Raw genomic sequence first — 11,931 nt, 5'->3', positions numbered from 1 at the left:
TCCCGCAAGGGCTGACCCCTGCGTCCCCGACGCTGTCCCGACGGTCCGGGGCCGTGTGGTGTGTACTCACCACACGGCCCCGGACCGCTTTCGAGAGCCTTTCGGCCCACGGAAAGCGCACGGTGTCCGGGGGAACTCGCGCCGCCGACTCCACGACCACCTCATCGAAGTCGCGATCAGCGACTCGTTCCGAACGCGATGTCGAGGGTGGGATTGTGTTGAGCGGTCGTCGGACATGTGATGGCCTCGTCGTTCTGGGACTGCTCGCGGCAGCCTGCGGCCCGACCGGCTCCGGGGCCGATCCGGACGGCCGCGCGACGGGCTCGGCGGCCGGCTTCCCCGTGGTCGTCGAGGACTGCGCAGGGGTCCGTACCACCTTCGACGCGCCTGTACGCAGGATCCCAGTAACGCCTCCGGTCTGGAACTACTGCTTCGGCTCGGCGCGTCGGACAGGGTCATCGGGACGGGATTCCCTCCGGGCAGGGGCGCGCTGCCGAGGGGGCTGGCCGCGCAGGCCGCCGCGGTACCGGTGCTCGGCAGGACGGTGATTCCCAAGGAGAGACTGCTGGGTTCGGGTGCGGACGTCTATCTGGAGGCGTTCGCCTCGATAGGCGGCATGGGAGGCGACAACACGGTCCCCGGGCGTGAGGAGTACAGGGCCGCCGGAATCAAGGTGGTGCAACTCCGGTCGACCGCCTGCGCCTCGACGCGCGAAGGGCCCAGGAACGATCTGTCCGACGTGACGGACGACATCCGGCGGCTCGGGGCGCTCACGGACACCTCGGAACGGGCCGATGCCCTCGTCGACGGCATGGAGGGCAAGATCTCCGCGGTGCGCAGGGCCCTGGGCGATCTGCCGGAGTCCGGCGGCCGACGTACTTCGTCTTCGACTTCGACGGCGGGACCGAACAGCCGATGGCCGTGTGCGGGAAACAGGTGGCCAACGCGGTGATCAGGCTGGCCGGTGCGCGCAATGTCTTCGGCGACTGCGACAGCGACCACAAGCAGGTCGGCTGGGAGGACGTCGTCGAGAAGAACCCCGACTGGATCCAGCTGGCCGTAAGGAACCGGGGCAGTGCCGCGTCCGACGACAGGGCGTTCGACGAGGCGGAGAAGTTCCTCAAGTCGTTCCCGGCGAAACGCGGACTCACCGCGGTCGAGGAGGCCAGGTTTCTGCGCATTCGCTCGGAACGGACCACCATCGCCGGCGTCGGCAACGCGGACACGGTCGAGCAGATCGCTCGTACGGTGCACGCCGACCGGTTCGAGGGCGGACGGTAGATGGCCCTCGACAGCTCGGCCGACAAGGCGGCCGGTCGTCCTGGCCCGGTCGAGCCCGAAGCACCCGGCACCGAGGGATCCGCATACGTGCGGCGGCCCCTTCCCGCCCGGTGGGTGGCCGCCGCTCTCGCGGTGGCGCTGCTGCTGGGGCTCACGGCCGCCGTCTCCTGGGGTTCCTCGCACGTGGCGGTTTCCGAGGTGTGGTCGACGGTGGGGCACCGGCTGACCGGCGGGGCCGCGCGGCCGGGCACCTGGGACCTGATCGTGTGGCAGTTGCGGGTCCCCCGGGCCCTGCTCGCGGCCGTCGTGGGTGCCGGACTCGGCGTCGTCGGCACCGCCGTACAGGCCCTGGTGCGCAATCCGCTCGCCGATCCCCACCTTCTGGGTATCTCCAACGGTGCTTCTCTGGGAGCCGTGGCGGCGATCGTGCTCGGCGCGAGCACCGGGGGTCTGTTCGGGCCGGGCGTCTCCGGCGCGGCGTTCGCCGGAGCGCTGCTGTCGTTCGGTCTGGTCTGGACGGTGGCCCGGCGAGGCGGTGGCTTCTCGCCGCTGCGTCTCGTGCTGGCGGGGGTGGCGATCGGACAGTTCCTGGCGGGGTTCACCAGCTGTCTGGTGTTGCGGGCCGGTGACGAGCAGCAGACCCGGGGCGTGCTGTTCTGGCTGATGGGCAGCCTCGGCGGTGCGCAGTGGAGCTCGCTCGCCGTGCCCACGGCGGCCGTCGTGCTGGGCCTTGCCGTGTTCCAGGGCCGGGCCAGGGCGTTGAACGCCTTGCTGATGGGTGACGAGACGGCGGCCGGACTCGGTGTACCCGTGGTGCGGCTGCGGCGCGAGATGTTCGTGGTCACCAGTGTGCTGACCGGTGTGCTCGTGTCCGTCTCCGGCGCCATCGGATTCGTGGGGCTGCTGGTGCCGCATCTGTGCCGACTGCTGGTCGGAGGGGACCATCGCAGGCTGCTGCCCGTGTCCGCGCTGACCGGTGCGGTGCTCCTGGTCGTCGTCGACACCCTCTGCCGCACCGTGCTGCCGGATCAGGAGCTTCCCATCGGTGTGGTCACGGCGCTGCTGGGCGCCCCCGCCCTGCTGTTCCTGCTGGACCGGCGTTCCGAGCAGGGCCGATGAGAATCGACGTACACGACCTCCGGGTGGCCTACGACGGCCGTACCGTGGTCTCGGGGCTGCATCTCATCGCGTCCTCGGGCGAGATCACCGGGCTGGTCGGCCCCAACGGCGGCGGCAAGTCGACCGTGCTGCGTACCGTCTACCGGCATCTGCGCCCGGCCGCGGGCCGGGTGCTCCTGAACGGTACGGACATCGAGGCGCTTCCGCCCGCCGAGGCGGCCAGGCATGTCGCCGCTCTGCCGCAGGAGCGCGGTGGGGACTTCGATCTGACCGTCCACGAGATCGTGGTGATGGGCCGCACCCCGTACAAGCGGGCCTTCGGAGGTGAGGACGGGACGGACCGGGCCGTCGTCACCCGGGCCCTGGGGCAGGTCGGTCTCGCGGGGTACGGGAATCGCCGCTTCTCCGCGTTGTCTTGTCGGGTGGCAAACGCCAACGGGCCCTGCTGGCCAGGGCTTTCGCGCAGGACCCCGATGTCCTGGTGCTGGACGAGCCGACCAATCACCTCGATGTGCGCCACCAGGTGGAGCTGCTGTCACTGTTGCGGGCGCAGGGGCGCACCACACTGGTCTCGCTCCACGACCTGAACGCGGCGGCCTCGGTCTGCGACCGCCTGCATGTGCTGCACGAAGGAGCGCTGGTCGCGTCCGGCACTCCTCTGGAGGCGCTCACTCCGGCTCTGTTGGCGGAGGTGTTCGGCGTGCGGGCGGCGGTGGTCGAGCATCCGTTGACCGGTGATCCGCTGATCGCCTTCGATCACCGGTCGGCCATGTGAGCGTGCCCGTCCCACCGCGGGCCGGACCGGGCGGCTCGGACGGCGCGGGGCTCTCGGCGGTGCGCGATACGGCATCAGCCGCCGTCGGGAGCGCGGCCCGTCCAGCGTTCCTCGACCTTCGCGATCCTCCAGTAGGCCAGGGCCGCCGCCCACACCACCACGAAGAGTCCGACGATGATGTAGCCGACATTGCCCAGGTCCAGGCCGGAGATCCAGCCGGTGACCGGGTCCCGCAGACCGAGCTTGTCGTGGAATATGGTGACCAGCTCGATCGTGCCGATGAGGAAGGCGACGGCGATCGACAGGCCGGTGATGGCGAGGTTGTAGAAGACCTTGCGCACCGGGTTGGAGAAGGCCCACTGGTAGGCGAAGTTCATGAACGTCCCGTCGAGCGTGTCGAACAGACTCATTCCGGCGGCGAACAGCAGCGGCAGGCACAGGATCGCGTACCAGGGCAGGCCCGCCGCGGCGCCACTGCCCGCCATGACCATCAGGGTGACCTCCGTGGCGGTGTCGAAGCCGAGACCGAAGAGGAAGCCGAGCGGATACATCTGGCCCGGCCTGGTGATGGACCGGGTGAACCTGCCGAGGATCCGGTTCATGAACCCGCGCGAGTCCAGGTGCTGCTCCAGTTCGGCCTCGTCGAACCGGCCCGCCCGCATCGCCCGGAACACGCGCAGAATGCCGACGAGTGCGACCAGGTTCAACGCGGCGATGAGATAGAGGAAGGATCCGGAGACGGTCGTACCCACCACACCCAACACCTGGTGTGTGCCCGAGTTCTCGTTGATCAGCACCCCCGCCAGCCGTGCTCCCCCGGCGACCAGCGCGGCCATGGCGATGACCACGCTGGAGTGTCCGAGCGCGAACCAGAAGCCGACCGACACGGGGCGCTTGCCGTCGGCCATCAGTTTGCGGGTCGTGTTGTCGATGGCGGCGATGTGATCGGCGTCGAAGGCGTGCCGCATGCCGAGCGTGTACGCGGTGATCCCGAGCCCGATGCCGAACGCCTTGGAACCGACCTCGTAGTGCTGTGGCAGGACGAGCAGGAACAGCACGCCGAACGCCACCACGTGCAGGGCGGCTATCACCGCGAGCAGCCCCACGGTTCGAACGGTGTCCTCGCGCCGCCACGTGAACACGGCGGAATCGGGCAGGGTCATACGGTCACGCTCCAGCACCTCGTGGATGACTTCGTGAGATGCCGTGGCCGGTCTCCTGGCTGACGGGTTCGCTCGCGCTCGTGCCCGCCCCTGCCTTCCCAGCCGCGCTCTACGGCCAGTGGCAGTCGTTGGGACGGATACTCCCCGATCACAGTGGCGAGGGCCGCTCCGGCCTGAGACTCCTCGGAGTCTGTCACCGGTCTTCCCGAACACCACGGCGCACACACTCTAGCGTTGTGGTGAGCGGCGCCCACAAGCGGGCGGGCGGGCCGGGTGGAGCGATGACGGCCCCGGCTTCCGGCACGGCGTCGGACCGTGGTCCTCGTCCTCCACGATGCCCGGCGAAATTCCCTTCGCCGAGAGGCTGCCGTCCGTTAGCCTTCGGCACCCGGAGACCCTTGAGGAGCTGAGATGCCCGGTCACCCGAGCGCGCGTTGACCCCATAGGCCGCGACCGGCCCGTCATCGCGTGCTGCCCTCGATCCGCGGCACGGCGAACCCTCCCTCGCCCGAGCCGGCGCACCTGCCGTGCGTCGCGCGGCGGGCGCCGTTCTCAGCAGCTCAAGGGGGCCCTGTGCCGTCCGCTTCTCCTGCCGTGCCCGCACACCGTCGCACCGTCCGGCACACACTCGATCCCGCTTCCGATGGGGCCTTCGACGCGGCTCGGCCTTCGGGGCTCCGCGTGGCCTTGGCGCCCGGCAGGCCGGGTCTGCCCGGCGGTCCGCGGGCAGGAGGCCCGCGGTGAAGGCGGCCCGCTCCGGTCGGCCGGCCCTGCCGAGCCTGTGGCGGGACGGTGACTTCCGCAGGCTCTGGGCGGGGCAGACCGCCTCTCAACTCGGGGCACAGGCCGCCCAGGCAGCCCGACCATCCGTCGCAGCGCGGTCAGGTAGGGCCTGACGGTGGTGATCTGCGAGCCGATGCGGCACTGCAGGCCGACCGGTTCGAACCGCCGCTGGTCGAGTATCCGGGCGATGGCGTGCCGGGCGCTCCCGTGAAGGCCGACGCAGGAGACGGCTCGCGAGCCGGGTCCTCCGCCTGGAGACGGACACAGCGCCCCGGATCGTCGACGGACCGGGACGCACCGGTGACGCCATGTCCGCCCACCCGGGGGCGTGCCTCTCCGTCAGCGGCCTCTTGGCCCCGTACACCCGGCCTTTGACGTCGGCTTGACGACGCCGGCTCGCCCTGCGCTCCTCACCTGCGCAGCGGGCATCGTCCGGCGCAGCCCCCCGTGGCCACCCACGCCCCTCACCGCTGCGGAACCGGTTCCCTCGCCCGGCCGGCCCGGAACGGACCGAGTCTCCCGGTCCGCATCAAGGCGGCGACCGCGGCGGCGCACAGCAGGCCCACGCCGCACAACACCAGCCAGGGCAGACGCGGTTGCTCGACGGATGCATCCCACACGGCTCCGGTCGCGAGGTTGCCGACGGTGATCCCGACGCCCGAGATCGTGTTGTACAGACCGTAGTGGGTGGCGACCAGCCGGTCGCCGGAGAGCGTGACGACGGTGTCCATCTCGAACGGGTACACCAGGGCGGTACCGAGGGCGAGCAGGGCGGCCGCGAGGAACAGCGGTACCAGGGCCGCCGCCCGGATCAGCGGTCCCGCTCCCCCGGGCGGCGCCCCGGCGACCACGAGCGGTGCGAAGGCGCCGCCCATCAGCGCCAGGCCGTACACGACCGACCGGCCGGGCGACCAGCGCGCCCGCGCCCAGGCGGTGATGCGCAGTTGCCCGGCCGCGGCGACACCGGCGGACACGGCGAAGAGCGCGGTGGTGACGCCGTCCCCGCTCCCCGGAGCCACCCGCTGCGCCTGGAGCGGCAGCGCCAGATAGACCTGGAAGGACAGGACGTACGAGCCGATCATCGCCGCCGAGAAGAGCAGAAAGGGGCGGTTGGACGCCACGGCGCGCCAGTCGGCGAGCACTCCCTGGCGCCCCTCGCCCGCTTCGGACGGACGTCCTCGGTCGGGCAGGGCCCTGATCTGTACGAGAGTGAGCCCGAGGAAGAGGAGCGCCGCCACCGCGCACACCATCCGGAAGTTCAGCGCGATCAGGGAGAGACCGATCAAGGGACCGACGAACATGCCGACCTGGTAGAAGACGTTGAACAGTGCGAACGCTTCCACGCGGCGCTCCCCCGCCTCCCGTGCGAGATGCGCCCGCACGGCCGGGTTGAACAGCGCGCCCGCGAAGCCGGTCAGCGCCGACGCGAGGATCAGGGCGGGCAGCGAATCGACGAGGCCGAGCAGTCCGAAGCCGACGGTCCGCAGGACGCATCCGGTGATGATCACGTTCTTGCAACCGAGCCGGTCGGCGAGCGTGCCACCGATGAGGAACATGCCCTGTTGGCTGAAGTTTCTTACGCCGAGCACCAGTCCGACCGCCCAGGCGGCCATGCCCAGGCCGCCCGAGAGGTGGATCGCGAGGTACGGCATCAGCATGTAGAACGCCGTGTTGATGGTGAACTGCTGGACCATCAGCAGCCGGACGGGGCCGTCGAAGGAGCGGAACTGCCGGACGAATCCCCTCATCGCGCGGCCACCTCGTCCACGTGCGGCGCGGTGATGTTCACACAACGCGTCCAGCGCTCCACGGCGCGCTCACCGGGATGGCCGATCTCGTCGGGGTCGTCCGCGGGCGGGCGTGAGAGGAGGTCGTGCGCACGGCAGTAGTCGTCGCTGTAGACCGTGTCCCAGTAACGATGGACTCCGTCGGGGAAGATCGCCGCGATACGGGTGCCCGGGGCATGGGTGCGGGCGAGCCAGTCGGCCACCAGCGCGACGGCGCCGACGCTCCAGCCGCCACTCGCGTAGTGGTTTCTGGCCAGCCGCCGGGCCGCCCAGACCGCCTCGTCCGGTGCGACCCAGTGGGCCTCGTCGAACGCGGCGTGGTCGACGTTGCACGGATGGATGCTGCTGCCCAGGCCGCGCATCAGGCGGTCTCCGGCGGGCTGGCCGAAGATGGCGGAGCGCACCGAGTCGACACCGACCAGCCGCACGCCCGGTGAGATCGCGCGCAGCGCACGGGTGATCCCGGCGGAGTGTCCGCCCGTCCCGACGGCAGCCACCAGCACGTCCACCCGGCCGAGCTGTACGGCGAGTTCGAGGGCGAGGTTCGCGTACGCCGCCGGGTTGTCCGGGTTGTGGTACTGGTCGGGGCACCAGGAGCCGGGAGCCGCGGCGAGCAGGGAGCGGACGCGGTCCCTGCGCGCCTGCTGCCAGCCGCCGGCCGGGCTCGGTTCCTCGACGACCTCCACGCGAGCGCCGAGGGCCCGCAGCTGATGAACCATGAGGGGTTCCATGCCCGGGTCGGTGACCAGCGTGACCGGATGGCCGTAGGTGATGCCCGCGAGCGCGAGACCGAGTCCGAGGGTTCCGCTGGTGGACTCGATGACGGGCGCGTCGGGACGGAGCTCTCCGCGGGCTCGGGCCGCCGCGACCATGTGGAGGGCCGGACGGTCCTTGATGCCGCCGGGATTGGCGCCCTCCAGCTTGGCCCAGAAGCCGCGGCCGACGGGGCTGAAGGGGCTTCCGACCCAGAGGACCGGCGTGTTGCCCACCATTCCGGCGGGGGTACGGCGGGGGGCGCCCGCAGGTTCGGGGAGTTCGTGTGCCGCCACGAAGGCGTGCACGTCGTCGGGGGAAATGCTGCGCAGAGCAGTGGTCATGCCGACCTGGTCCTTCCACGGCCACGACGGGACGGGGCCGTTGCGTGAGAGCGGTACGGGAGAGGGCGCGGCTCGTGCGGGCGATCGGCGGAGCGACCGGGCGCACGGAGCCGTGTCACGTACGGCTGACGCAGACCAGGCGCAGCAGAGCGCATCCCGTGAAGGGCGACGCCCCCTCGGCTGCGAGACCGCGGGGGCGGTGCGCGAGACCCGAAAGGCCCGACTCCATGAGCCCCCACGCGGCCAGGGTGAGCAGCAGGGCCTCCAGGAGAGGGAGTACGGATCGCGTCGACACCTCGCCCAGGAGCGCGGCCGAATCGCAGCACCCGCCGGGAGCCGCCGGATGGTGCCCGGCCCCGGACGCGTCGCAGCCGGCGGGTTCCGGGGTGTCCCCCATGTGCTCCATGTCCCGCACATCTGGGGCGACCGCGGACAACGAGCCGCTGATCGGCGTCACATGGTGCCCGTCCTGCGCCTGCACACCACACATCAGCACGTGAGCCACGGCGACGGTCGCCAGGCTCAGAAGAAGAGTGATGACGAGGCGGCGGACTCCCGGCCCCGGGGCAACAGCTGACAGCACGTCGCCGACCGTATCGTCAAAAGTGGAGTGATACGCATTTATGCGGACGTACGGGTGAAATCCCTTGCCGCGACCGTACGAGCCCCGCGCGTCTGCTACGGAACTCGGCCGGCGAGGCGGTGAGACACACCCCAACTCCCCTTGTCGCCAGCGGAGTTCACCGGCACACCGACGGAGGGATCCGCCCCCGCACCTGCGGAGCGGGGGCGAGGGACGCCACTGGACGCGACCCGTCCGCACAGACGTGCGGCGACCCACGGAGCCCCGCGTGCGACCACCTCGACGGCGAACAGCGGGGCGCTCGCCCACGCGGTCGGCCATTGATACCCCTACGGGGTATATTCTTCAGTGCCGGCTGGATCGTGCTTGCCGCAGGCTCCCTGGCCGCGGGCCTCGCCGGTCAGGTCTGGACAGAGCTGGCCGGACGAGCACTGCAAGGCATAGGTGCGGCGCTGATCGCCCCGCCCGGCCGGCTTCTCGCCCCGGCCACCACCGCGGCACTTCATCCGCACCGCTGCTCCGCCTCCCTCACCCACACGGGCCGTACCCACCGATGCGCCGCCACGCAGAGCGTCCGGCTGCGATGCGCGGCGCGCCGCACGGTCATGAGGCCCGCCGTGAATGCGGCGTTCACCGGCTGAGCCGGTACGGGAGCATGCAGACGACGACATCGGTATGGGCCATGAGCGTGGCGGCCAGCAGGATGCCGCGCTGGTTCTGCAGGATCTGGTAGCGGCGGTGGAGCGGCTCGACCTCGGGGATGAGGACGGCGATCTGCCGCCCTTCCTCCGCCGCCCGCTCGACGTACTCGACGATCGGCTGCACCAGAGAGCGCTGCGGGCTGTCGATGATGTCCAGACGCACGCCCGGGTTCCAGCGTTCCCACCTGTCGCTCAGTTCCTGAGCCTTGACCGGGTCCGAGTGGACGGCGACCGCCACGACGTCGTGTCCGAGGGCGCTGGCGGCCGTCAGGGCGTGCTGGGCGAGCTTGCTGACTTCTCCGACCGGAACGATGACCAGGGACTCGGCGGGGCGCAGCGCCGGGGGGATCTCTCCGAGACCGAGCTCCTTTCCGACCGCCGTGTAGTAACGCTCGACACGGGCGAACAGCAGCATCAGCAGGGGAACGGTGACGACCACCACCCAGGCTCCTTCGAGGAACTTGGTGGCCAACAGGACCGCTCCGGCCACGGCGGTCAGTACCGCGCCCGAGCCATTGAGCGCCGCGCGCCGCAGCCATCCCGGCGACCGTTGCCCCGCCCAGTGCCGTACCAGCCCGATCTGGCTGATGGTGAAGCCGGTGAACACGCCGATCGCGAACAGCGGGATCATCCGGTGCGTGTCGCCGTCCACGGCGATCAGCAGCAGCGCCGCGAGCAGTGCCAGCGCCAGCACGCCCCAGCGGTAGACGGGACGTTCCCTGCGCAGCCCGAACAGATGGGGCAGGCGGTGGTCGCGCGCCAGCAGGCTCATCAGGACGGGCAGGCCGCCGAAGCTGGTGTTCGCCGCGAAGGCGAGGGCCAGGGTCACCACGAGGTTGGTCGCGTAGTAGGGCCATCCCGTTCCGTACGCGCCGGCGGTCAGCTGGGCGAGGACGGTCACACCCCCGCGTGGGGCCACGTGGTCGCGGCGGATCAGCACCGCCAGGCCGATCAGCATCAGCCCGAGCAGCGCGCCCAGCATCAGCTCGGTGCGCTGCGCCCGCTTGACACGGGGCTCGCGGAAGACGGGCACTCCGTTGGCGATCGCCTCCACGCCGGTCAGCGCGGAGCAACCGGAGGAGAACGCCTTCAGGAGCAGCAAAGGCCCCAACGCCTCGGTGACGTGGACGGGTTGAGCGCTTCCGACGACGGCTGCGGGATGGCCGCGCAGCAGCCCCAGGGCGATGATGCCGAAGATGCTCACGACGAAGAGCACGGTGGGCAGCATCAGCACCCGGGCGCTGTCGGCCACTCCCCGCAGGTTCACAGCGGTGAGCAGGACGAGTCCGATGAGACAGACGGCGAGCAGGTGCGAGCCGAGAGCGGGGAACGCGGAGGCGAGGCTGGCGGCGCCGGCGGCGAGGCTGACCGTCACGGTCAGCACGTAGTCGACGACCAGGCTGGCCGCTGCGAGCAGACTGGTCCTCGGCCCGAGGTCCTTCTTCGCCACCGCGTAGGCGCCACCGCCGTCGGGGTGCACGGCGATCACCTGGCCGTACGAGATCACCAGGACCGCCAGCAGCGCGGCGATGACCAGCGTCACCGGCAGCGTGGCGGTCAGCGCCCCGGTCCCGGCGGCGATCAGGACGAGCACGATGGCCTCGGGTCCGTACGCGACCGAACTCAGCGCGTCCAACGACAGCGCGGCAAGCCCCTCCAGGCTGGTCAAGTGGTACTTGCCACCCTCCCCGTGCTGGAGCGGAACTCTCGGCCGCAGTTCGCGGCGGGCCAGACCGTACGCCATGGGTGACCTCGCGGTGCAGGGTGCGGGGGGCTGTCCAGGGACAGTGTGACCGGACCACCGCGGTGTGGGCCCTCAAGGACGCGCCGGGCTTCGCCCAGGTGCCTCGGAGAACCGTCGGCGCATGGCCGGGGTGGTTCGGCACCCGTATGGGGCACCTGCCCCGTCCGGAGGCGGACGGCGCCCTTGTCCGGGACCGTCCGGGCCGGGACTTCGACCGTGTCGGGCTGCCGGGCGAGGAGCCCCGCCTTCCGGTCACACCAGCCCGGCCAGATCGTGGTTGAGCTCCACGACGTTGACGCGTTCCTGACCCAGGAAGCCCAGAACACGTCCTCGGACGTGCCGGGACACCAGAGTTCTGACCTCGGCGGGGGCGAGGTGGCGGGCCTTCGCGACGCGGTCGACCTGTTCGTAGGCGTACGCCGGGGAGATCTCCGGGTCGAGCCCGGAGCCGCCGGCGGTGACCGCGTCCGCGGGGACGGATTCGGGCGGGACCCCGTCGAAGGCGGCGACGGCGGCACGGCGTTCCCCGACGCTCCTGATCAGGTCGGTGCTGTTCGGGCCGAGGTTGGAGGCGCCGGAGTTCGTGGGGTCGTAGCCACCGGCGGACGGGCGGGGCTGGAACCACCCGGGGTCGGGGCGCAGCGGTTCCTGGGCGTCGTGGGGATTCTTCTTCGGCAGGGCGAAGTCCTGGCCGATCAGGCTGGAGGCCACCGGCCTGCCGTTCGTCGTCAGCATCGAGCCGTTGGCCCGGTGGGAGAGGCCGGCCTGGGCGATGCCGGTGACGAGCAGGGGATAGGCGATGCCGGTGATCACGGTGAACGCCAGCAGCATCCGCAGGGCCACCAGATGGTGCTGGAGTACGGGGGGAAGGTGGGTGCGCACGGTGGGATCGCCGTCT

Annotated in this window: 8 protein-coding genes, 3 pseudogenes and 1 riboswitch; of the genes and pseudogenes, 4 read left to right on the top strand and 7 right to left on the bottom strand. The window is 71.0% G+C overall.

Features of this window, described 5'->3' with window-relative positions:
- The first annotated feature begins 218 nt into the window (after positions 1-218).
- The 3 genes and pseudogenes from ACIOHC_RS41785 (at position 219) to ACIOHC_RS41775 (ending at position 3,175) form a co-directional block, all read left to right on the top strand.
- A pseudogene (locus ACIOHC_RS41785) lies at positions 219-1,281 on the top strand (ABC transporter substrate-binding protein).
- Positions 1,282-2,400: a FecCD family ABC transporter permease gene (locus tag ACIOHC_RS41780; protein WP_401846686.1), complete on the top strand. Its 1,119-nt coding sequence runs from the start codon at positions 1,282-1,284 to the stop codon at positions 2,398-2,400.
- Positions 2,397-3,175 (top strand): annotated as a pseudogene (locus tag ACIOHC_RS41775) (ABC transporter ATP-binding protein). The gene ACIOHC_RS41780 and the pseudogene ACIOHC_RS41775 overlap by 4 nt, the downstream one beginning before the upstream one ends.
- 74 nt (positions 3,176-3,249) lie before the next feature.
- Here the strand turns inward: ACIOHC_RS41775 and ACIOHC_RS41770 are convergent.
- From ACIOHC_RS41770 to ACIOHC_RS41750, 5 genes and pseudogenes are all read right to left on the bottom strand, one after another.
- On the bottom strand, positions 3,250-4,338 hold the full coding sequence (locus ACIOHC_RS41770) for a HoxN/HupN/NixA family nickel/cobalt transporter (protein ID WP_351077198.1): 1,089 nt from the start codon (positions 4,336-4,338) through the stop codon (positions 3,250-3,252).
- 27 nt (positions 4,339-4,365) lie between these two features.
- A riboswitch (cobalamin riboswitch) is annotated at positions 4,366-4,570 on the bottom strand.
- A gap of 614 nt (positions 4,571-5,184) precedes the next feature.
- Positions 5,185-5,328, bottom strand: a pseudogene (locus ACIOHC_RS41765) (diaminopimelate decarboxylase); the annotation flags it as partial.
- 257 nt (positions 5,329-5,585) lie between these two features.
- On the bottom strand, positions 5,586-6,869 hold the full coding sequence (locus ACIOHC_RS41760) for an MFS transporter (protein ID WP_351077204.1): 1,284 nt from the start codon (positions 6,867-6,869) through the stop codon (positions 5,586-5,588).
- A complete protein-coding gene (locus ACIOHC_RS41755) occupies positions 6,866-8,005 on the bottom strand; it encodes a PLP-dependent cysteine synthase family protein (RefSeq protein WP_401846685.1) in 1,140 nt (379 codons plus the stop codon). Before ACIOHC_RS41755 ends, ACIOHC_RS41760 begins: the two co-directional genes overlap by 4 nt.
- A gap of 115 nt (positions 8,006-8,120) precedes the next feature.
- Entirely contained in the window at positions 8,121-8,588 is a 468-nt protein-coding gene (locus tag ACIOHC_RS41750; RefSeq protein WP_351077210.1) for a hypothetical protein, read from the bottom strand.
- A gap of 362 nt (positions 8,589-8,950) precedes the next feature.
- Here ACIOHC_RS41750 and ACIOHC_RS41745 point away from each other — a divergent pair, with 362 nt between their 5' ends.
- Positions 8,951-9,229 carry a hypothetical protein gene (locus ACIOHC_RS41745; protein WP_401846683.1) on the top strand — a complete coding sequence of 93 codons (279 nt, stop codon included), beginning with the start codon at positions 8,951-8,953 and terminating at the stop codon, positions 9,227-9,229.
- Here ACIOHC_RS41745 and ACIOHC_RS41740 read toward each other — a convergent pair.
- Complete coding sequence (locus tag ACIOHC_RS41740; RefSeq protein ID WP_401846681.1) at positions 9,219-11,033, bottom strand: APC family permease; 1,815 nt, start codon at positions 11,031-11,033, stop codon at positions 9,219-9,221. The two genes, ACIOHC_RS41745 and ACIOHC_RS41740, sit on opposite strands and share 11 nt — an antisense overlap.
- A gap of 252 nt (positions 11,034-11,285) precedes the next feature.
- Positions 11,286-11,915, bottom strand: coding sequence for a potassium-transporting ATPase subunit KdpC (gene kdpC / locus ACIOHC_RS41735; protein WP_351077217.1), 630 nt, complete (start codon positions 11,913-11,915; stop codon positions 11,286-11,288).
- Positions 11,916-11,931: the final 16 nt, after the last annotated feature.

Source organism: Streptomyces sp. NPDC088252 (assembly GCF_044740965.1).
Taxonomy (GTDB): domain Bacteria; phylum Actinomycetota; class Actinomycetes; order Streptomycetales; family Streptomycetaceae; genus Streptomyces.
This window is presented reverse-complemented; position numbering and strand designations above follow the sequence as displayed.

Bases quoted from the DNA above. Each gene is read 5' to 3' on its own strand.
- ACIOHC_RS41780 (WP_401846686.1), top strand. From the start codon at position 1,282: ATGGCCCTCGACAGCTCGGCCGACAAGGCGGCCGGTCGTCCTGGCCCG.
- ACIOHC_RS41770 (WP_351077198.1), bottom strand. From the start codon at position 4,338: ATGACCCTGCCCGATTCCGCCGTGTTCACGTGGCGGCGCGAGGACACC.
- ACIOHC_RS41760 (WP_351077204.1), bottom strand. From the start codon at position 6,869: ATGAGGGGATTCGTCCGGCAGTTCCGCTCCTTCGACGGCCCCGTCCGG.
- ACIOHC_RS41755 (WP_401846685.1), bottom strand. From the start codon at position 8,005: ATGACCACTGCTCTGCGCAGCATTTCCCCCGACGACGTGCACGCCTTC.
- ACIOHC_RS41740 (WP_401846681.1), bottom strand. From the start codon at position 11,033: ATGGCGTACGGTCTGGCCCGCCGCGAACTGCGGCCGAGAGTTCCGCTC.